The sequence below is a fragment of the Candidatus Methylomirabilota bacterium genome (assembly GCA_036005065.1).
Lineage (GTDB): Bacteria > Methylomirabilota > Methylomirabilia > Rokubacteriales > DASRDR01 > DASYQW01.
On the sequence record DASYQW010000121.1, the window covers coordinates 1 to 20561 of the forward strand.

The 20561-nt window shown below is 70.5% G+C and carries 21 protein-coding genes; 20 read left to right on the forward strand and 1 reads right to left on the reverse strand.

The window, feature by feature from the left end; genetic code table 11:
- The 9 genes from VGW35_08760 to VGW35_08800 all read left to right on the forward strand — a co-directional run.
- Window positions 1-271, forward strand: a 271-nt coding sequence (locus tag VGW35_08760; protein ID HEV8307746.1) for a 4Fe-4S ferredoxin, incomplete at its 5' end; no start/stop codon positions are given.
- Window positions 268-1653 (forward strand): NrfD/PsrC family molybdoenzyme membrane anchor subunit, encoded by a 1386-nt coding sequence (nrfD, locus tag VGW35_08765; GenBank protein ID HEV8307747.1) that lies wholly within the window; start codon window positions 268-270, stop codon window positions 1651-1653. The genes VGW35_08760 and nrfD, both read left to right, overlap by 4 nt.
- Window positions 1654-1717: 64 nt before the next feature.
- On the forward strand, window positions 1718-2344 hold the full coding sequence (locus VGW35_08770) for a DUF3341 domain-containing protein (protein HEV8307748.1): 627 nt from the start codon (window positions 1718-1720) through the stop codon (window positions 2342-2344).
- The gene (locus VGW35_08775) at window positions 2341-2862 is read left to right on the forward strand and encodes a cytochrome c (protein ID HEV8307749.1); all 522 of its coding nucleotides are present in this window, start codon (window positions 2341-2343) and stop codon (window positions 2860-2862) included. Before VGW35_08770 ends, VGW35_08775 begins: the two co-directional genes overlap by 4 nt.
- A gap of 11 nt (window positions 2863-2873) precedes the next feature.
- Window positions 2874-4022 (forward strand): hypothetical protein, encoded by a 1149-nt coding sequence (locus VGW35_08780; protein ID HEV8307750.1) that lies wholly within the window; start codon window positions 2874-2876, stop codon window positions 4020-4022.
- A 78-nt stretch (window positions 4023-4100) separates the two neighbouring features.
- Window positions 4101-5333, forward strand: coding sequence for a gephyrin-like molybdotransferase Glp (gene glp / locus VGW35_08785; protein HEV8307751.1), 1233 nt, complete (start codon window positions 4101-4103; stop codon window positions 5331-5333).
- Between the two features lie 8 nt (window positions 5334-5341).
- Entirely contained in the window at window positions 5342-6133 is a 792-nt protein-coding gene (locus VGW35_08790; protein ID HEV8307752.1) for a thiosulfate oxidation carrier protein SoxY, read from the forward strand.
- A 28-nt stretch (window positions 6134-6161) separates the two neighbouring features.
- Window positions 6162-7439, forward strand: coding sequence for an FAD/NAD(P)-binding oxidoreductase (locus tag VGW35_08795; protein ID HEV8307753.1), 1278 nt, complete (start codon window positions 6162-6164; stop codon window positions 7437-7439).
- 319 nt (window positions 7440-7758) lie between these two features.
- On the forward strand, window positions 7759-8448 hold the full coding sequence (locus tag VGW35_08800) for a (2Fe-2S)-binding protein (GenBank protein ID HEV8307754.1): 690 nt from the start codon (window positions 7759-7761) through the stop codon (window positions 8446-8448).
- 130 nt (window positions 8449-8578) lie between these two features.
- On the opposite strand, the gene VGW35_08805 is transcribed toward VGW35_08800, so the two are convergent.
- On the reverse strand, window positions 8579-9598 hold the full coding sequence (locus tag VGW35_08805) for a YeeE/YedE family protein (protein HEV8307755.1): 1020 nt from the start codon (window positions 9596-9598) through the stop codon (window positions 8579-8581).
- 70 nt (window positions 9599-9668) lie between these two features.
- Between VGW35_08805 and VGW35_08810 the strand changes: the two genes are divergently transcribed.
- The 11 genes from VGW35_08810 to VGW35_08860 all read left to right on the forward strand — a co-directional run.
- Entirely contained in the window at window positions 9669-10514 is an 846-nt protein-coding gene (locus tag VGW35_08810; GenBank protein ID HEV8307756.1) for a sulfite exporter TauE/SafE family protein, read from the forward strand.
- A 62-nt stretch (window positions 10515-10576) separates the two neighbouring features.
- Window positions 10577-11305, forward strand: coding sequence for an amino acid ABC transporter ATP-binding protein (locus tag VGW35_08815; protein ID HEV8307757.1), 729 nt, complete (start codon window positions 10577-10579; stop codon window positions 11303-11305).
- 31 nt (window positions 11306-11336) lie between these two features.
- Window positions 11337-12203, forward strand: coding sequence for an ABC transporter substrate-binding protein (locus tag VGW35_08820; protein HEV8307758.1), 867 nt, complete (start codon window positions 11337-11339; stop codon window positions 12201-12203).
- A 157-nt stretch (window positions 12204-12360) separates the two neighbouring features.
- Window positions 12361-13104: an amino acid ABC transporter permease gene (locus VGW35_08825; protein HEV8307759.1), complete on the forward strand. Its 744-nt coding sequence runs from the start codon at window positions 12361-12363 to the stop codon at window positions 13102-13104.
- Window positions 13101-13850, forward strand: a complete 750-nt coding sequence (locus tag VGW35_08830) for an amino acid ABC transporter permease (GenBank protein HEV8307760.1) — start codon at window positions 13101-13103, stop codon at window positions 13848-13850. The genes VGW35_08825 and VGW35_08830 overlap by 4 nt, the downstream gene beginning before the upstream one ends.
- A 51-nt stretch (window positions 13851-13901) precedes the next feature.
- A complete protein-coding gene (gene ybgF, locus VGW35_08835) occupies window positions 13902-14771 on the forward strand; it encodes a tol-pal system protein YbgF (protein HEV8307761.1) in 870 nt (289 codons plus the stop codon).
- 235 nt (window positions 14772-15006) lie between these two features.
- Window positions 15007-16119: a DNA-processing protein DprA gene (gene dprA / locus VGW35_08840; protein ID HEV8307762.1), complete on the forward strand. Its 1113-nt coding sequence runs from the start codon at window positions 15007-15009 to the stop codon at window positions 16117-16119.
- 114 nt (window positions 16120-16233) lie between these two features.
- A complete protein-coding gene (gene topA, locus VGW35_08845) occupies window positions 16234-18489 on the forward strand; it encodes a type I DNA topoisomerase (protein HEV8307763.1) in 2256 nt (751 codons plus the stop codon).
- 73 nt (window positions 18490-18562) lie between these two features.
- Window positions 18563-19465 carry a tyrosine recombinase XerC gene (gene xerC, locus VGW35_08850; protein ID HEV8307764.1) on the forward strand — a complete coding sequence of 301 codons (903 nt, stop codon included), beginning with the start codon at window positions 18563-18565 and terminating at the stop codon, window positions 19463-19465.
- A gap of 306 nt (window positions 19466-19771) precedes the next feature.
- Window positions 19772-20248 carry an ATP-dependent protease subunit HslV gene (gene hslV / locus VGW35_08855; GenBank protein HEV8307765.1) on the forward strand — a complete coding sequence of 159 codons (477 nt, stop codon included), beginning with the start codon at window positions 19772-19774 and terminating at the stop codon, window positions 20246-20248.
- 7 nt (window positions 20249-20255) lie between these two features.
- Window positions 20256-20561: AAA family ATPase (locus VGW35_08860; GenBank protein HEV8307766.1), on the forward strand; the 306-nt coding region annotated here is incomplete at its 3' end.

Genomic DNA, 20561 nt, shown 5'->3' on the forward strand with positions numbered 1-20561 from the left:
GATGGAGAAGTGCACGATGTGCATCCAGCGGATCATCGCGGGCAAGGACCAGGCGAAGGACCAGGGGCGCCGGCCGCGGGACGGCGAGATCCTGACCGCCTGCCAGCAGACCTGCCCGACCCGGGCCATCACCTTCGGGGATCTGAAGGACGGAGAGAGTCGGGTGTCGAAGCTCTCGGCGTCGCCGCGCGGATACCACGTGCTCGGTGAGCTGGGAACCCGGCCGGCCCTCACCTATCTCAAGAAGCTCGTGAAAGAACCCCGGGCATGAGCGCGGGCGCCTCCGGGACCGCCGAGTCCCGCTCCCTGTCGGGCGGCGGCGACTCGACGACCGCGCCGACCTACGCGGACGTCAACCGCGACATCATCCGCACGCTCGAGTTCCCGTCCAACCTCTACTTCGGCTGGATGTCGTTCGTCGCCCTCACGCTGGCGGGGGGGATCTTCGCCTGGATCCTCCAGATCTACTACGGCATCGGGATGGCGGGGAAGCGCAATCCCCAGATGTGGGCGATGTACATCACGACGTTCGTGTTCTGGATCGGCATCGGCCACGCCGGCACCCTCATCTCGGCGATTCTCTACCTCTTCCGGGCGCGCTGGCGGACGTCGATCTACCGGGGCTCGGAGGCGATGACCGTCTTCGCGGTCCTGACCGCCGGGCTCTTCCCCGTGATCCACCTCGGCCGCATGTGGCTGCCGTACTGGCTCATCCCGTACCCGAACGAGCGCTACCTGTGGCCGAACTTCCGCTCGCCGCTGCTCTGGGACGTCTTCGCCATCTCCACCTACCTGACGATCAGCGTCGTGTTCTTCTACGTCGGCCTCGTTCCCGACATCGCGGCCCTTCGCGACGCCGCCCGGGGTCTGAAGCACCGGATCTACGCGGCGCTGGCCCTCGGCTGGCGCGGCACCGACCGACAGTGGCGCCACTACCGCCGCGCGTACGGCCTCTTCGCGGCGCTGGCCACCCCGCTGGTCGTCTCGGTCCACAGCGTCGTGTCCTGGGACTTCGCCATGGCGCTGGTGCCCGGCTGGCACTCGACCCTCTTCGCCCCCTTCTTCGTCGACGGGGCCATCTTTTCCGGCTTCGCCATGGTGCTGGTGCTCCTCATCCCCATGCGCTATTACTTCAACCTCTACCCCTACATCACCGCCAAGCACCTCGACAACATGGCGAAGCTGATCCTGGTGACCAGCCTCGTCCTCACGTACTTCTACGTCTGCGAGGGATTCGTCGCCTGGTACAGCGGGGAGCCCATCGAGCGCGCGTCGTACCTCTTCAAGTGGGTCGGCGTGTACGCGCCGTGGTGGTGGCTCCAGATCTTCTGCAACAGCGTGTCTCCGCTGGTCTTCTTCTGGCGCCGGGCGCGGGTGCACGTTCCGACGCTCTACGTCGTCTCGGTGCTGGTCCTGATCGGGATGTGGTTCGAGCGGTTCAACATCATCGTCCCGGGGCTGGCCCGGGGCTTCTACCCCTACACGTTCGGCTCGTACGTGCCGACCCCGGTCGACTCGATGATCATCATCGGGAGCTTCGCCTGGTTCTTCATCCTGTTCCTCGCATTCATCAAGGTGCTGCCCTCGGTGTCGATCGTCGAGGTCAAGGAGACCATCCCGCACCCGGTGCGGGATGCGCACGCCCGACACTGATGGGCCGGCCCGGGCCGATCCCCGTCGCATCCCGTCGTCCTCGGTCGTCGGCGGGCCTCAACGTATGCGGCATACGCCTCGGCCCGCCTGCTCCCTGCGTCCTAGGGCTGCTCGGGTCTCGGCCCGGTACCATCGCCGGACCTGGTCACGCTGCCGCTCCGACGGTAGCCCAGTGACCCAGACGCCCGCGCCCGGCGTAGTCGGAGTCTTCGCTCACGTGGACACGACGGTCCACGCCATCCGCGACCTCAAGGCCCGGGGCTTCGGGCGGATCGCGGCCTACACGCCGGTTCCGCTGGAAGAAGTCGAAGAGGCCCTCACCGGCCACGGGCTTCCGCGGAGCCCGGTCCGCCTCTTCACGCTGGTCGGGGGCCTCACGGGGACCCTGAGCGGGTTCGCGCTGACGATCTGGACCGTGCTCAAGTGGAACCTCATCACCGGCGGAAAGCCGGTGGTGTCGATCCCGCCGTTCGTCATCATCGCCTTCGAGCTGACCATCCTCCTGGGCGGTCTGTGCACGCTGCTCGGGCTCCTGGTGACCGCGCCGCTGCCCCGCTTCCGGGGCTCGCCGCGCTACGATCCCCGGTTCACGGCCGACCGGTTCGGCGTGGAGGTCGCGTGCGCCCCGGACCAGGTGCGGACCGTGGAGGAGATCCTCAAGCAGGCGGGCGCCGAAGAGGTGCGCCTGTGAAGTGGATCTTCCTCCTCTGCCTGCTGGTGGTCCTCGGACTGGGCGGCGCGATGGGTCTCCTGGTGGGCTACCGGTGGCTGACGAGCATGCAGTCGGAGGTCAAGTTCGTGCCCGGGGACGTCTCGATCATCCAGCCGCCGGGGACGGTGCCGCGGACGGGGGGTGAGCTCGTCCAGAGCCCGGCCGCCGCCGGCGGGCCCCATGCGATGCACGCCGCCTACGAGACGCGGCGGAACCCCATTCCCCGCTCGCGCGAGTCGGCGATGCGCGGCGAGGCCCTGTTCAAGATCTACTGCACGCCCTGCCACGGCCCCGGCGGGAAGGGGGACGGTCCGGTGACGCCGCGGTTCATCCCTCCGCCCGATCTCACCGGTGCCGTGATCCAGGGGCGCAGCGACGGCCACATCGCGGGGTACGTCGGCTACGGCGGCCCCATCATGCCGGCCTACGGGGAGGCGCTGTCGGTCACCGAGCGCTGGGACCTCGTGAACTACATCCGGTCGCTGGCCCAGAAGTAGGGTCGAGGGCCATGGCGGAACCCGCCCCACGCTTGTCCACCGCCGAGCCCCCGCGCGGCCCGGTTCCGGTTCTGGCCGTGCTGATCGGGCTGGGGGCGGTCGCCTTCGTGCTGGGGCTGATCTTCGGCGGGCGTCGCGTCTGGGCGACCTTCCTGGTGAACGTCCTCTTCTGGTCGGGGCTGTCGGTGGCCGGCCCCGCCATCGCCGGCATCTTCGAGCTGACCGAGGCTCGCTGGGCGGCACGGCTGCGCCGGATCGCGACCACGACCGTCGCCTTCATGCCGGCCTCGTTCCTTCTGTTCCTGGTCGTCATGGCGGCCGCCGACCCCATCTATCCCTGGGTGGCGCAGCCGGTCGCCACGAAGGCGATCTGGCTCAACCTGCCGTTCTTCGTCCTGCGCACGGTCATCGGGCTCCTGGCCCTCTACTGGGCGAGCATCCGCTTCGCCCAGGCCGTCCACGCCTCCCCGGCCGGAGCGTCCGAGGAGCCCGGGCGGGCCCATCGCGCGCGGCTGGCGGTGGTCATGCTCTTCCTCTACGTGATCGTGGTCTCGCTCCTCGGGTTCGACCTCGTCATGACCCTCGACATCCACTGGTTCAGCGGGCTGCTCGGCGGCTACTTCCTGGTGGGCACGCTGTACTCGGGGTTCGCCTTTCTCGTGGTGCTGGTCGGGGTCCGGAGCCTGGGCCGGCCCACCTGGGTGATGCCGCCCACGGAAGTGCAGGACCTCGCCAAGCTCGTCTTCGCCACCTCGATCCTGTGGATGTACTTCTTCTGGTCCCAGTACCTGGTGATCTGGTACGGCAATGTGCCCGTCGAGACGCGCTTCGTGCTGGCGCGCTTCTTCGAGGACCCCTGGCGCGTGCTGGCCTGGACCGCCTTCATCATCGGCTGGCTCGTGCCCTTCGCGTACCTCCTCGGCCGGCTGACCGGGCGCCCGCCCCAGAGCCACCGCGTCCTGGTCGGGGTCGCCTGTCTCTCGCTCCTCGCCATGTTCCTCGAGCGCACCGTCCTCGTCTACCCGTCGGTGGTCGGCCGAACCGGCTTCCCCTACGGCCTCGTCGATCTCCTGGTCACGGTCGGGTTCGGGGCCCTCTTCATCCTCTCGTTCCTCGTCTTCGTGCCGCGGTTCGGCCTGGTCTCTCGCGTCGAAGGCTGACGCCGCCGGCCGCGCCCTCGGGCCTCCCGGGCTGGTTGCTCCCGCCACGGTGGGAACGGTAGACTGAGCATCCGAACCATGCTGTCCGTCGAAGAAGCCCTGGCGCGCGTGCTCGCGGTGATCCCCGTGCTGGGCGCCGAAACCGTGGAGCTCACGGCGGCGCTCGGGCGTGTCCTCGCCGAGCCCATCACCGCCGGGCGCGACCTCCCGCCGTGGGACAATTCCTCCATGGATGGATACGCGCTCCGGGCCGACGACACGTCCGGCGCGACCCCCGAGCGGCCGGTACGACTCCGGCTCCTCGGCGCCGTGCCGGCCGGGGCGGTGGCCGGGCAGGCCGTCGGCCCCGGCGAGGCCTATCGCATCCTGACCGGTGCCCCGATGCCGGCGGGCGCCGATTCGGTGATCCCGCAGGAGGAGGTGGGGCTCGAGGGAGCCACGGTGGTCATCGGGCGCCCCGTGAAGCCCGGCGACTTCGTCCGCCCCCGGGGTGAGGACATCCGGTCCGGGGAGGCGGTCCTCGTTCGCGGGGAGGTCCTCGGGCCCGCCGCGCTCGGCGTCCTCGCCGCGCTCGGGCGGCCGCTGGTCCGGGTGTATCAACAGCCCCGGGTCGCGATCCTCTCCACGGGGGACGAGCTCGTCGATCTCGACGCCGTTCCCGGGCCCGCTCAGATCCGGAACTCCAACACCTACACGCTGGCTGCCCAGGTCCGGGAGGCCGGCGGCGTTCCCCTGAACCTCGGCATCGCACGCGACACGCGGGAGGACCTGGAGGAGCGCTTCCGGTGGGGGGTGGCGGCGGACGTCCTGGTCTCCACGGCCGGGGTGTCCGTGGGGGACCGCGATTTCGTCCGCGAGGTCCTGGAGAAGCTCGGGGCGGAGCTCAGCTTCTGGAAGGTCTCGATGCGACCGGGCAAGCCGCTGACGTTCGGCCGGCTCGGCGGGCGCCCGGTCTTCGGGCTCCCCGGCAACCCGGTCTCCTCGATGGTGACCTTCGAGCTGTTCGTCCGGCCCGCCCTCCGGCGCATGGCGGGCGACACTCGGCTCTTCCGACCGCGCGTGCGGGCGCGCCTCGTCGAGACCCTCGACAATCCGGGACCGCGCCGGGGCTACCTTCGGGTGCGGCTCGCGGAGGAGGGCGGTGAGCTGACCGCGCGGCCGACGGGCGGGCAGGGGTCGGGGATCCTCCGCTCGATGCTCCTGGCCGACGGATTGGCGGTCATCCCCCCGGACACCCGGGTCGAGCCCGGCAGCGCGATCGAGGTGATCCTGCTTCGCAGGGAATCCATCGGAAGTTACGGGAAGACATGAGAAAGATCGTGTCGTACGATCCGGGATCGCACGCGGGGTTCTCCCGCCGGGAGACCTTGGGCCTCGTCTTGATGGGGGCCCTCGCCGCGACTCGGCCGCCCGGCGCGCTCGCTCAGAGCCCGGGCCGTCCGGCGGCCGTCGAGACGGCGCACCGCCCGCAGATCGACGTCCCGATCCTGGCCGACGACCCGGTGGCGGTTCCTCTGACCGTGTCGGTCGACCATCCGATGGAGGCGGACCACTACATCAAGGCCCTCGAGGTCGTGCTGCGGACGGATCCCGTTCCCAGGAAGGGGGTCTTCCATTTCACCCCCCGGAGCGGCCGGGCCTCGGTGGCCTACCAGATGCGCTCCGGGCAGGGAGGTGAGCTGACGGTCGTCGCGGAGTGCACGCGTCACGGCCGGTTCGAAGCCAGGCACCTGGTGCGGGTGGCGCCCGGGGGCTGCGCCCTTCCGCCGGGGAGCGTCACCCGCGAGCAAGGCGGTAGCCCGTCCGTGCGGACCCAGGCGCGGGTCCGTCCCGGCGAGGTGGTGGCCGTCTGGGCCTCGCTCAAGCACACCTCGCACACCGGGCTCGCCGAGAAGAACGGGACGTTCGTCCAGGAGCGGCCGGCGTTCTTCGTGGAGCGGATGACGGCGTTTCTCGGCGAGGAGCGGGTGAGCGAGTTCGCGCTGACTCCGGCCATGAGCCCCGACCCCAAGCTCCGGTTCTTCGTGAAGGCTCGTCCGGGCACGATGCTGCGCGTCGTCTTCGTCGACAACCGAGGGGGCCAGTGGGCCGCTCATCAGCAGTTCCCGTAACGCGCCGGGCGCGCGGGGAGGAGAGACCATGGGGCTGAATCGGCGTGAGTTCTTGCGGACGGCGGGGATCGGTGGGGGGGCGGTGGCGGCTCTCGGAGGGGTGGGGCTGGGGCGGCCGACTCGGGGCCTGGCCCAGGTCCTCCCGAAGTCGGGCGGCAAACGGCTCGTGGTCATCGGGGCCGGCTTCGGCGGCAACTTCGCCGCCCTCACGGTCAAGAGGCTCGTCCCCGACGCCGAGGTCGTCATCCTCGAGCGCTCCTCCTTCTTCATCTCCTGTCCCGCCACCCTCGAGTACCTCTTCGGGTTCAACTCGCTCGACACCATCACGTTCGGCTACTCTCCCCTCATCGCCAAGGGCATCCGCGTGATCCGGACGGAAGTCGTCGGGCTCGATCCGGACAAGAAGCAGGTGCTGGCGGCGCCCGGCGCCATCGACTACGATCAGCTGCTCATCGCGACCGGGATCCGCCTCGCCTACGAGGACGTCCCCGGGCTCGGGGAGGCGTACGCCCTGAATGCCAGCATCTACGACAAGGGCACGCCGATGATCGACGCCCGCCGGAAGATCGAGGCGTTCCAGGGCGGGACGGTCGTCCTCAACGCGCCGGCGGTGCCCTACAAGTGCCCCCCGGGGCCGTACGAGTACGCGCTCTTGTGGGCGGAGCACATCAAGAAGAAGGGCCTCAAGGCGAAGGTGGTGCTCCTCGACGCCAAGCCGACGCCCATCCCGCCGCCCAACGCCCAGGCGTTCCTGGACGCCATGGGGGCGCGGAAGGACGTTCTCGAATATCGCCCGCAAACCAAGATCACGGGGGTCGACGCGGAGAAGAAAGTGGTGAAGACGGATGCCGGAGACGTCGGCTTCGACGTGCTGAGCATCATCCCGCCGAACAAGGCCGCCGAGTTCATCGGCAAGGCGGGGCTCGGCGCGGTGTTCGCCGAGGTGGACCTGGTGACCTTCCGCTCGACCAAGAACCCGGCCGTGTACGCCGTAGGGGACGCGGCCCAGACGCCGTACGCGAAGAGCGCATACACGGCGTCCATCAGCGGGAAGATCGTAGGAACGTACATCGCCAAGGCGATGGGGGCATCGGTCCCCGACCCGGCGCCGCCTCACAATATCTGCTACCCGTACACGGAGAGCGACAAGGCGTTCCTGACCCGGGCCGACTGGAGCTACGAGACGAAGGAGGGGAAACTCCAGGTGAACACCAAGATCACCGTGGACAACTCGCCGAAGCCGTCATTCGCCCAGCTCCGGAAGGCGTGGGAGCAGGGGCTGTGGCGCGAAATGTTCGGCTCCTAGGGCAGGGCCGATGAGCGTCGCCTGGCGTCGTCCTCGGTCGTCGGCGGGCCTCAACGTATGCGGCATACGCCTCGGCCCGCCTCCTCCCTGCGTCCTAGCCGGGCTCGCTCCTCGACCCTGCCCGGCCGGGTCGATCCCTGTCGTGTCTGGGGTCCTGGGGGCCGTGGGCCCGACCGGGCAACCTAAGTGTGTCGGAGTAACCCGACGCCGACCACCGTGCGCGTGGTGCATCGAGGGGCGCTCCGAGCGGCGGCTGTGCCGCCGCAACCGACGGGGGGGCATCGGGGGGGTCTTCCGAGACCCCCCCGAAAAGACGTAGATGATGAGGAGGCGGGCGTTCCTCGGGTGCGGCGCGCTGGCCGCCATCGCGACGCTGCGGGAGACCGGAATCCTCGCGGCGTCCGGGGCGGCCGAGGCGCAGCTTCGGCCGGGTGCTCGCGCTCAGCTGCTGCGGGACGGGAGCACGCCGCTGGCGGCGTCCGACCTCGTTCCCCACCAGACGTACGTGTTCTTCTACCCCTTCGAGAGCACGCCGTGCTTCCTCCTCGATCTCGGCCGACCCGTCACACCGGTGCGCGTCACCGGGGGCGGCGGGTACGAGGCGCCGGGGGGCGTTGGGAAAAGCAGATCGATCGTCGCCTTCTCGGCGATCTGTCCCCACACCTACACGCATCCGACGCGCGAGCACGCCATGATCCACTACTTCGGTCCGGGCCAGCCGGCTACGGTCGCCCAGCGGGACACCGTGATCACGTGCTGCGTCCACGGGAGCGCGTTCGATCCGCTGCAGGGCGCGGTGCCGATCCAGCCGCCGGCCGAGCTCCCCCTGGCGGCCGTGATCCTGGAATGGGACGAGGCGGCCGACGCGCTCTACGCGGTGGGGGTCGTCGGCCGCCCGGTCTTCGAGGAGTTCTTCCGGAGCTTTCCCCGTAGCGGCCGACGCGAGGTCCAGGGCGTCACGCCCGTCTGGGAGCTGACCCGCTTCGCGCGCGCCGTTCTTCCCTGTTAGGTTCTTCGGGGGGGTCTCGGAAGACCCCCCCGATTCCCCCCCTTCGGTTGCGGCGGCACAGCCGCCGCTCGGAGCGCTGCCCGACGCATCGCCCGCGCGGGGCGAGCTGCCGGGTTACTCCGACACGCCGCTAACTCTTGCGGAGAAACAGCATCCAGAGGGCGGCCCAGCCGCCGGCCAGCATCGCCCCGAACGCCGTCAGGCTGCCGAGGGCGAGGGTGGCCGCGTTGGTCAGCCCCTGGGTGATGTTGCATCCTTCGGCGATGAGCGCTCCGACGCCCATCGTGAGCCCCCCGGCGAAGAGCTGGACGCTCGTGAAGCCCGGCGGCGCCTTCCAGCGGAACTGCCGGGTCTGCCAGGCGGCCAGCGCCGAGCCGAATGGCAGGCCGACGAGCACGAACATGCTCCACGTCACGCGGTTCGGGAAGCCGACGAGCGGATAGGTGAGGAGATGGCCCGTGTTGGCGGCGAAGGTGAGGCCGGTCGGACTGCCTCCGTAGGACGACAGATACCAGCCGAGCGCGATCACCAGGCCCATGACGCTCCCGGTCAGCGGCCATTTCCACTTCCCGTGCTCCGGCTCGGCGGCGCCCCGGGCGAGCCAGAGCGCGGCCAGCACGACCACTCCCGCGATCACCGGCCACGGGCCGACGCCCAGGAGGTGATAGAGCGTCGCCGGCTGGTCCCCGGCCAGAAGCTCGTGCTCCTGGAGGGTCTTCCGGACCGGAGCGAGGACGCCCACATTGGTGGCGGTGGCACCCAGCGCGAAGCCGAACAGAACGATCCAGGCCCCGAGCGCCCCCTCGCCGAGGCGGTACCAGGAGCTCCCGGCGCAACCACCGCTCAGAATCATCCCGATCCCGAAGACAAAGCCACCGACGAGGTTGGCGACCCAGTGAAAGGGCCGGACCGGCAGCTCCGCGATCCCGAGGGCCGGCGCGTAGCTCCCGGCCAGGGCCAGGAGGTGCGTGCCGACGATGGCCACCACCAGCGCCAGGACGTAGGCCCGCGCGATGGAGCCGTCGCCGGTGAGGACGAGGTTCGAGAGCGCCCGGGTCAGGCAGAATCCACCGCGCTGCGCGCAGTAGCCGAACACGAAGCCGGCCAGGAGGGCCGTCGCCGCGAAGACGCCGAACGAAGACTCGTCCACGGCGCCGATCTTAGCCCGAGGGCGGAAGCCCGGCAACCGCCCGGGTCCCGCCGCCCCCTCCGGCTGCCTTGTGACCCGCCGGGAGGCCGGCTATACTCGCCTCATCGTGTTTCTCGCCCTCCTGGTTTCGCTCGGATTCGTCGGAGGGTTTCTCTCGGGGCTTCTCGGTATCGGGGGCGGGGTCGTGATGATCCCGCTCCTCCTGTACGCGCCGCCCCTCCTCGGGTTCCCCGCACTCGACATCCGGAAGGTCGGGGCGATGACGATGGTGCAGGTCTTCGTGGCCTCCGTCCTGGGCTACCTCGCCCATCATGGCCGACGCGCGACCGCACCCGCCGTCGTCCTCTGGATGGGGTCCGGCATGGTCGTCGGGGCCGGCGCCGGCGCCCTCCTGTCCGGCGCGGTGAGCGTGCGGCTGCTGGAGACCGTCTTCGCCTTGCTCGCGCTGATCGCGGCGCCGATCCTCTTCTTTCCGCCGCCGGCCGATGAGCTGGGCGAGGGGGGGGCCAGCGATTTCTCGCGCCCGCTCGCCCTGGCGGGCTCGCTCACCATCGGCCTCCTCTCCGGCCTGGTCGGCGTCGGCGGGGCCTTCCTGGTGATCCCGTTCATGATCTACCTGCTGGGCGTGCCGACCCGGGCGGCTCTGGGCAGCTCGCTGGGTGTCCTGGCGGTGGGAGGTCTCGGGGGGGTCCTGGGAAAGTTCGAGACCGGCCAGATCCCGTTGCTCTGGTCCGCGCTGCTGTGCGCGGGGACCGTCCCCGGGTCCTGGACGGGCGCGAGCGTGAGCCGCCGCATCCCGGCCCGCGGTCTCCGGCTCTCGCTCGCCATCCTGGTCGCGCTGACGGCGGTCCGGATGCTCGTAGGTCTCATGGTGGCGGAGCGACCGCTGCCCGGCACGACGCTGAGGCCGTCGTGACCTCGGGGCCCGCTGGCGACGTCCGCGATCGTCCAGTGCGAGCTCCGGTGATGGCGGAGCCGATCATCACCTTTCGCGGGGTCAACAAGTGGTTCGGGAAGCTCCACGTCCTCAAGGACGTCGACCTCGGAGTCGCGCGGGGGGAGGTCCTCGTCGTCTGCGGACCGAGCGGGTCGGGCAAGAGCACGCTGATCCGTTGCATCAATCGATTGGAGCCGATTCAATCGGGGCAGCTCATCGTGGACGGCCAGGATGTCAATGCCCGGAGCGTCGACCTCCCCCGGCTGCGCGCCGAGATCGGCATGGTGTTCCAGCAGTTCAACCTCTACCCGCACATGACGGCGCTCGGGAACATCACGCTGGCGCCGATCCGGGTGCGCGGGCTTCGGCGCGCCGAGGCCGAGCGGATCGCGATGGACCTTCTCCGCAAGGTGGACATTCCCGACAAGGCGGGGGCCTACCCGGCCCAGCTGTCGGGCGGGCAGCAGCAGCGGGTCGCCATCGCGCGGGCGCTCGCGATGCAGCCGAAGATCATGCTCTTCGACGAACCGACCTCCGCCCTCGATCCCGAGATGATCAACGAGGTCCTCGACGTGATGGTCGCCCTCGCTCGCGAGGGGATGACGATGCTGGTCGTGACCCACGAGATGGGCTTCGCGAAGAAAGTGGCGCACCGGATCGTCTTCATGGATGAGGGGCGGATCCTCGAGGAAGGGCCGCCCGACTCGTTCTTCGCGCGACCCCGGAGCGAGCGCACGCGACTGTTCCTGTCCAAGATCCTCGCCCATTGACTCACGCGTCACCCCGGAAGGAGGGGCATCCATGCGGACCCACGCGCGGAAAGGAAGCGCGGCCGTGCTGGCCCTGTCGATCCTGCTGGCCGGCGTCGTGCCGGCCTGGGCCGAGACGACCCTGGAGAAGGTCGCCCGGACCGGAAGCTTCGTGATCGGGACCCGGACCGGCTCGCCGCCCTTCGGCTTCATCGACAAGAACAACCAGTGGGGCGGCTTCTCGGTGGACCTGGCCAAGCTCGTCCACGCCGGCATCGAGAAGAAGCTCGGGAAGCCTGTGAAGTTCGAGCTCAAGGAGTCCACCCCGACCACCCGCATCCCGCTCCTCACCAGCGGCGCCGTGGACCTCATCGCCGGCACCATGACCATCACCCGGGCCCGCCGCGAGAGCCTCGACTTCAGCGTCGTGTTCTTCGTGACCGGCGCCCAGTTCCTGGTCAAGAAGGGCAGCCCGATCCGTGGCCTGCGCGACATCGGGGGCAAGCGGGTCGGGGCCCAGCAGGGCTCGACCAACGAGAAGGTGATCCGCGAGAAGCACCCGCAAGCGCAACTCGTCGTGTTCCCCGACCAGCCGGCGGCCTTCACCGCGCTGGCCCAGGGCAAGATCGACGCCTACACGAACGACGGGGTCCAGCTGGCCGGACTCAAGGCCAAGGCGCCGAACCCGGCGGAGTGGGACGTGGTGGGCGAGTTCTACACCTACGAGCCCTACGGCATGGCCATGCGGAAGAACGACTCGGACTTCCGGAACCTGGTCGACTTCGCCCTGATGGAGGCGATCGAGGGCGGAGAATACCAGAAGCTGTACGACAAGTGGTTCGGGCCGCGCGGCGAGGTGCCCTATCCGCTTTCCGAGTCGGCCCTGATCTTCCTCCAGATGCAGGTGATCCCCCGCTGAATGGACCATGAGCGTGAGGGCCACGGCCCGCGCACTTTTTCACGGCCGCTGAATCGGTAGGAGGGGGGCGCAGCCCCCTCCCACGGCCCTCCCGGCGACGCCGGGCCGGTCGCTCTTCGGCGACCGGATCGGGCCGGCCTTCCTCCGGGAGGGTCGGGTGACGCTTCTCCTCGCGCTACAGTACCAGTTCGAGTGGAGCGTCCTGTGGACCGCTCCCTACGGCCGGTGGCTGCTCCAGGGGATCGTCACGACGCTGGAGATCTCGGCGCTCGCCTGGCTCTTGGCCGCCGCCCTCGGAGGCCTCTTCGGGGCGTTCCGGACGATGTCGGGGCTCGGGCCTCGCGGACTCGCCGCCGCCTATGTCGAGTTCTTCCGGAACGTGCCGCTGCTGGTCTGGATGTTCTTCTGGTACTTCGGCGTGCCTCAGGTCCTGCCGGCCACGGCTCAGGATTGGCTGAACCGGCACGGCGGGGAATTCGTCGCGGCGGTGGTCGCCCTCGGCGTCTACCACGGGGCCCGGCTGGCCGAGGTCGTGCGGGCCGGCATCCAGTCGGTTCCGCCGACCCAGCTCGAGGCGGCCCTCTCGACCGGGCTCACGGTCGGCCAGGCCTACCGGCGCGTCCTGGTGCCGATCGCCGTCCGCCTCATCGTCCCGCCTCTGACGAACGAGTCGCTCAACCTCCTGAAGAACTCCTCGCTGGCCCTCACCATCAGCGTGACCGAGGTGACCTTCATGACGCGCCAGATCGAGGCCTACACCGCCAAGGGCTTCGAGGCGATCACGGCGGGCACGCTGATCTACCTCGGGCTGTGCCTGGTCGTGGCGGCGGTCATGAGTCGGGTGGAGCGCCGGCTGGCCATCCCGGGCCTCGTCGTCCGCACCGAGGGCGCCGAGCATTGAGCTTCGACTTCGGCGTCATCGCCGGCAACTGGCGCTTCCTGCTGCTCCAGGGGCTCCTCGGAATCGGCGCCTTCGGGGGCGGCACCCTCGCCCTGGCCCTGCCGGCCATCGTCCTGGGCTTCGGGGTCGGGATCCTCGTCGCCCTGGCCCGGTTGTCGCGGTTCCAGGTGCTCTACTACCCGGCGAGCCTGTACGTCCAGGTGATCCGCGGAGTCCCGCTCGTGATGGTCATCTTCTGGTTCTGGTTCTTCATCCCGATCGCGCTCGGGATCGCGCTCTCGCAGTACGGGGTGGCGCTGATCGCCTTCGTCGTGTTCGAGGCCGCCTACCTGGGTGAGATCATCCGGGCGGGGATCCAGTCCGTGCCCCGCGGACAGGTGGAGGCCGGGCGGGCCACCGGACTCGGCTACCGGGCCGTGATGGGCGACATCGTGCTCCCGCAGGCCTTGCGCAACATGCTCCCCTCGCTGGTGACCCAGTTCATCATTCTCGTCAAGGACACGTCGCTGGCCTCGATCGTCGGCTACATGGACCTCACCAAGGCCGCTCAAACCGTCAACCAGCGCGAGATTCGGCCGTTCGAGCTCTACCTCTTCATCGCGCTCGTCTACTGGATCCTGACCTTCGGGATGTCGCGCCTGAGCCGTGCGCTGGAGCGCCGGCTGCGCCCCGACCAGCCCGTGCGAGCCCTGGCCACGGACCGGATCGCCGGTCCGGCGCGCCCCCCGGGCGGCCGCGAAACTTGACACGGCTTCGAGCGCGGTGCTACGGTGCCGGCCAGGAGAAGGATGGGGCGCATGCGAACGTCTGACAGCACGCGATGGCGACGCGGCGTCGTCCCGACGGGGCTGGCGCTTCTGGCGCTCACCGGGTGCGCGGGCTCGGACGCCCTCCGGCGGATCGGCGAAGAGTCCCGGATGACCCAGCTGCAGGTCGCGGAGCTGACCCGCGCGACGGTGGAGCTGCGCAAGGACGTGTCCGACCTCCGGGTCGAGATCCAGGCGGCGCGCCAGGAATTCCAGGCCGCGCTCCGGGATCAGGACGGGCGCCAGGCCGAGGCGGTGGAGAGCGTCCGCAAGCGCGTGGTCGCTGCCGAGGCGCGCCTCGAGACCGTCGCCGGAGCGGTGCGCGGGGTCGAGATGACGGTCGGCGGCATCGCCGACCAGGTGGCGCGCCTGGAGGCTGTGCCGGCCAACGCCGCCGGGGGACGACGGGACGGCAAGAGCCAGAAGGCGGCCACCCGGACCGCCCTCGCCACGCTGGCGGCCGAGGAGCTGTACAACCGCGGCCTGGAAAGCTTCAAGGGCGGGGAGCTCGGCCAGGCGATCCTGGACTTCGAGGACTTCGTCGGCAAGCACCCGTCGCACCCGCTGGCCGGGACGGCTCAGTTCTGGATCGGCGAGGCCTACTACACGGCCCGTGACTATCAGCACGCGACCGTCGAATACAAGAAGGCCGTCGACATGGCGCCGAAAGGGGAGAAGGCCCCCGAGGCGCTCTTCAAGCTGGGGCTCGCCCACCGATTCCTGAAGCGCAACGACCGCGCCCGCGAGGTCTGGGCGCAGCTCCTCCGCGACTTCCCGCAAAGCGAGGCCGCCCAGAAGGCGCGGCTCGCCGCGCGTGAGGTCTCGCGGGGCGCCAGGGCCGGCCCGCCCGCCGACAGGTAATCCCCCACCCCTTCGTCGCGCGCTGGCGCCCTCGCCGTGGTCGCGCGGCGCGCACGGTCGCCGGTCATCCGGTCAGCCCCCGACCCCATGCCGAGCCGCCACCCCATCGGGGATCGCCGGCGCTCCTTGACCGGGGTTTCCGCGGGCGTGTACGATGGCGGCTACTTTTCGCCCGCCCCGGGCGCGACGGATCTCGAGCCGGAGTGGCTTGCCACGTGGTGTATGGTGGAGTGAGATGGATACGACGGACGCACGGTGGGCATGGGTGGCGCTGGCGCTGGTTCCGAGCATGGGGTGGAACGCTCGCCGCTACCACGATGTGCTCGCCGTCGGCGCGCCGGCGGAGCTGTTCCGAGCATCGCGCCGGGCGCTGGCTGAAAAGGTGGGAGACGATCTGGCGACCAGCATCAAGGGCTTCGACGCTCCCGGCGCCATCGCGGGCCAGCGGGCGGCGGCCGAACGAGCCGAGGCCCGCCTCGTCATCCTCGAGGACGCCGACTATCCGCCCGCGCTCAAGACCGCTCCGCTCCCGCCGCCGTTCCTCATCGTCCGCGGCACCCTGGCCCGGGAGGACGCCCTGTCGGTGGCGGTGGTCGGCTCGCGCCGTCCAACGGGCTACGGCCTCAGGACGGCCGAGCGGCTGGCCGGCGACCTGGCCGGGCGGGGCGTCACGGTCGTCAGCGGGTTCGCACGTGGCGTCGACACGGCCGCTCACCGCGGCGCCCTCGACGCCGGCGGCCGCACGCTGGCGGTGCTGGGGAGCGGGGTAGACGTGGTCTACCCGTCCGAGAACCGACCGCTCGTGCGCGCCATCGCGGCGGCCGGCGCGGTCATCTCTCAGTTTCCGATGGGGACGGCGCCCCTGCCTCAGCACTTCCCCATCCGGAACCGGGTGATCGCCGGCCTCGCCCTCGGCACCGTCGTCGTCGAGGCGGCCGAGCGGAGCGGGGCGCTCATCACCGCGCGACACGCGGGCGAGCTCGGGCGCGAGGTGTACGCGGTGCCCGGCAACGTCTCCTCGGCGACCAGCGAGGGCGCGAACCGCCTGATCCAGGATGGGGCCAAGCTCGTCCGCGACTGGGAGGACGTGGTAGCCGAGTGGCCGGCGGTCTGGCGGGCGGCTCTGCGCCCGACCTCGCCCGCGGCGGCGACGCGGGTCGCGGCGGCGGGCGGCACGACCGGCGCCGAAGGCCGCCTGCTTCCCTTGCTGGGGGAGGAGCCGGTGGCCATCGACGACGTCATCGACAAGAGCGGGCTCCCCGCCGGGGACGTGGCCGCCTCGCTCATGACCCTGGAGCTCCGGGGGCTGGTCCGGCAGCTGCCCGGCCAGCGCTACGTGAGACGCTAGTGACGTGCCAGTAACGGTCCCATCTCTGCGTCCTCGGCCCTCGCGCCGGCTCGGGCCTGCGTCCTTGATCTGCTCGGTTCCTGGCCCGGCACTGGGATGAAAAGCTAGACGGCCATGGCCGCACGCCGCTCGCTCGTCGTGGTCGAGTCGCCCACCAAGGTGAAGACCATCCAGAAGTATCTGGACAAGGGCTTCATCGTGAAGGCGTCCCTGGGCCACGTCAAGGATCTCCCCTCCAACAAGCTCGGCGTCGACATCGAGAAGAACTTCAAGCCGCAGTACGTGCCGCTCCGAGCCAAGGCCCGGACGCTCCAGGAGCTGAAGAAGGCGGCCGAGAAGGCTCAGGCGCTCTACGTCGCCACCGACCCCGACCGCGAAGGCGAGGCCATCGGCTGGCACATCGCTCAGGAGATGCGCATTCCGAGCGACCGGGTCTACCGCGTCCTCTTCAACGAGATCACCGAGAAGGCGGTCAAGGCCGCCTTCAGGCAGCCCGGCCGCATCGACCTGAAGAAAGTCGACGCCCAGCAGGCCCGGCGGGTTCTGGATCGGCTCGTCGGCTACAAGATCAGCCCGCTCCTCTGGGAGCGCGTGCGGCGAGGCCTGTCGGCGGGACGCGTGCAGTCGGTGGCCGTCCGTCTCCTCTGCGAGCGGGAGCGCGAGATCCGTGCCTTCGTCCCGCGGGAGTACTGGAGCCTCCACGCGCACCTGGCGGCGGCGGCGCCGCCCCCGTTCGAGGCCACGCTCCGCGAGAAGGCCGGGGAGAAGGTGGAGCTCGGGACGGAGGCCGACACCCAGGCCGCCATCGCCGAGCTGCGGGACCTTCACTTCGTCGTCAAGGACGTCGTCCGCGGCGAGCGGAAGAAGAACCCGGCTCCGCCCTTCATCACCTCCACGCTCCAGCAGGAGGCCGCCCGGAAGCTCCGTTTCTCGACCTCCAAGACCATGATGGTGGCGCAGCAGCTCTACGAGGGGGTCGAGATCGGCGCCGAGGGGCCGATCGGGCTGATCACGTACATGCGCACCGACTCCCCCCGGGTCGCTCCCGACGCCCAGTCGGAGGCGCGCGAGGTGATCGCCGCGCGCTTCGGCGCCGACACGCTTCCCGAGCGGCCGCCCGCCTACCGCGCGCGGAAGAGCGCCCAGGAGGCCCACGAGGCGATCCGCCCGACGCTGATCGACCACGGGCCCGATGAGGTTGCCCGCTACCTCACCCGCGACCAGCTTGCGCTCTACCGGCTGATCTGGGGACGGTTCCTGGCGAGCCAGATGCGGCCGGCAGTGTACGACACGCTCACCGTCGACGTGGCCGCCGGCCCCTATCTCTTCCGAGCCGTCGGCTCGGCACTCCGGGTGCCGGGCTTCATGGCTGTCTACATCGAGGCGCCGGACGACAGCGTGGTGGCTGGCACCGACGAGATCGAGGGGGAAGTCTCCGGGCTGCCGCCGCTCGAGGTCGGCCAGCGGCTCGACATCAGGCAGCTCGAGCCCAAGCAGCACTTCACGCAGCCCCCGCCACGCTACTCCGAGGCGTCGCTCGTCAAGGAGCTGGAGGAGAAGGGGATCGGGCGCCCTTCCACCTACGCCCAGATCCTGACGACGATCCAGAAGCGGGGCTACGTGCGGCGCGACCGGGGTACCCTCTTCCCCACCGAGCTCGGAGAGCTGGTGACCGGCCTCCTGGTGGAGGCGTTCCCGGATCTCCTCGAGGTCGAGTTCACGGCCCAGATGGAGGACTCTCTCGACGAGATCGAGGAGGGCGATCGGAAGTGGGTGGAGACGGTACGCGAGTACTACAACCGCTTCGCCAAGGACCTCAAGCGGGCGCACCGGGAGATGGACGATCTCAAGAAGGGAAAGCCGACCGACGAGACGTGCCCGCAGTGCGGCGAGGGGAAGCTGCTCGAGCGCTGGGGCCGCTTCGGGCGCTTCCTGGCCTGCGAGCGGTATCCGGAGTGCAAGTACACGCGCAACGTCGGCGACAGCGAGCCAGCCGAGCCCGAGCCGGCCGGAATGGACTGCCCCACCTGCGGCCGGCCGATGGTGTACAAGGAGGGGCGCTTCGGTCGCTTCATCGCGTGCTCCGGCTACCCGGAGTGCAAGACCACCAGGCCCATCACGATCGGAATCGGATGTCCTCAGGAGGGGTGCGGAGGAGAGCTGGCCGAGCGCCGGTCGAAGCGGGGCAAGCCCTACTACGCGTGCACGAACTACCCGGGCTGCAAGTTCATCGCCTGGCAGCGCCCGGTCGGGACCCCGTGTCCGAAGTGCGGGGCACCGTTCCTGGTCGAGCGGCGGACCCGCGGCCGGCGCTTCCTCACCTGTGCCCGGGAGGGATGCGGATACCGTCGGGAGGCTGAAGAGGCGTAACGTCCGGGCCCGGCGGATGCTGGTCGGCCGCCGCAGGCTGCGGGCAGGGCCTCGCGCCTTCCCGGGTCGGGTCATGGCAGAACGCAAGAACGACTTCGTCGACGCGTTCCTCCGGTACCTCGCGGTCGAGCGAGGGGCCTCGAGCCACACGCTGCGGAGCTACCGGTCGGACCTCGCCGACTGCGCGGCGTTCCTCGCGGCGCGCGGGGCGGGACGCCTCCACGACGCGGACGGGCGGGCGGTGCGGGCCTACCTGGCCGATCTCCACGAGCGGGGGCTGGCCCGGACGTCGGTGGCGCGGCGTCTGGCGGCGCTCCGGAGCTTCTACCGCTTCCTGGTGCGCCGGGGGCGCGCCCGGGCGAACCCCGCGCACGACGTGCGGACGCCGCGGCTTCCCAAGCGGCTGCCCGCGTACCTCCCCATCGACGAGTCCGAAGCGCTCCTGCGGGCGCCGTTCCCGACCACGCCGGCCGGGGCGCGTGACCGCGCCATCCTGGAGATGCTGTACGCGACGGGCGTGCGGGTGGCGGAGCTGGCCGGCCTCGACCTCGCCGACGTCGACCTCCGGGACGGCGCGGTGCGGGTGATGGGGAAAGGCGGGAAGGAACGGATCGTGCCGCTGGGCAAGAAGGCCGTGGAGGCGGTACGCGCCTACCTGGGGTATCGGCGGAACCGGACGGCCGGCGAGCCCACCTCGGGCCCGGTCTTCCAGAATCGCCGCGGGGGCCGACTCACTGTCCGGAGCCTCCACCGGATCGTCCGCGGGCGGGCGCACGCGGCGGGCCTCCACCGGCGGGTGAGTCCGCACACGCTCCGCCACACGTTCGCCACCCACCTCCTGGACGCCGGGGCCGATCTCCGGCTCATCCAGGAGCTTCTGGGCCACGCCCGGCTCGGCACGACCCAGAAGTACACACACGTGAGCGCGGACCGGCTCATGAAGGTCTACGATGCGGCCCATCCGCGCGCGATGTGACGGCATGGGGCCCCGGCCGGAGCCCGTCGCATCTCTGCGTCCTCGGCGCTCGGCGCGCCTCAACGTATGCGGCATACGCCTCGGTGGGTTCTTCGGGTTCGCGCGCCTCGGACGGCGGGGCCCCAGCCCCGCGACGTCCTGCGGCGCGCCTTCGGGCGCCTGCGTCCTTGATCTGCTCGGGCCGCGGCCCGGTCCCAACGACGGACCCGATCGTGTTGCGGCTCCGAGGGCATCGCAGTGAGCAGGGCGGCGCTTCGCGTGCGCGCCACGACCGTCGTCTCCGTGCGTCACCGCGGTCGGCTCGCCATGGGCGGGGATGGACAGGTCACCCTTGGCGCGACGATCGTCAAGCAGACCGCCCGCAAGGTCCGCAAGGTCTACCACGACCGGGCCCTGGCCGGCTTTGCCGGGACGGCGGCTGACGCCTTCACGCTCTTCGAGAGGTTCGAGGGGAAGCTGGAGGAATACCGCGGAAACCTCCGGCGCGCCGCCGTCGAGCTGGCCAAGGAGTGGCGGACCGACCGCGTGCTCCGGCGGCTGGAGGCGCTCCTGGCCATCGCCGACGCGGAGACGTCGTTCATCGTGTCGGGGACCGGCGAGGTGATCGAGCCGGACGACGGCCTCATCGGCATCGGGTCCGGAGGCCCGTTCGCGCTGGCGGCCGCCCGGGCCCTGATGGCGCACTCCGACCTCGATGCGAAGGCGATCGTGGCCGAGGCGATGCGGATTGCGGCCGGTATCTGCGTGTACACGAACGATCAGATCACCGTCGAGGAACTGTGAGTCGGCCATGAGCCCGGGAGCCCAGCTGACCCCCGCTCAGATCGTGGCGGAGCTCGACCGCTACATCATCGGGCAGGACAAGGCCAAGCGCGCCGTCGCGGTGGCGCTTCGAAACCGCTGGCGCCGGCAGAACCTGCCGCCCGAGCTGCGGGACGAGGTGGCACCCAAGAACATCATCATGATCGGGCCCACCGGGGTGGGCAAGACCGAGATCGCCCGCCGGCTCGCCCGCCTGGCTCAGGCCCCCTTTCTGAAGGTCGAGGCCTCCAAGTACACCGAGGTCGGCTACGTCGGCCGCGACGTCGAGTCGATG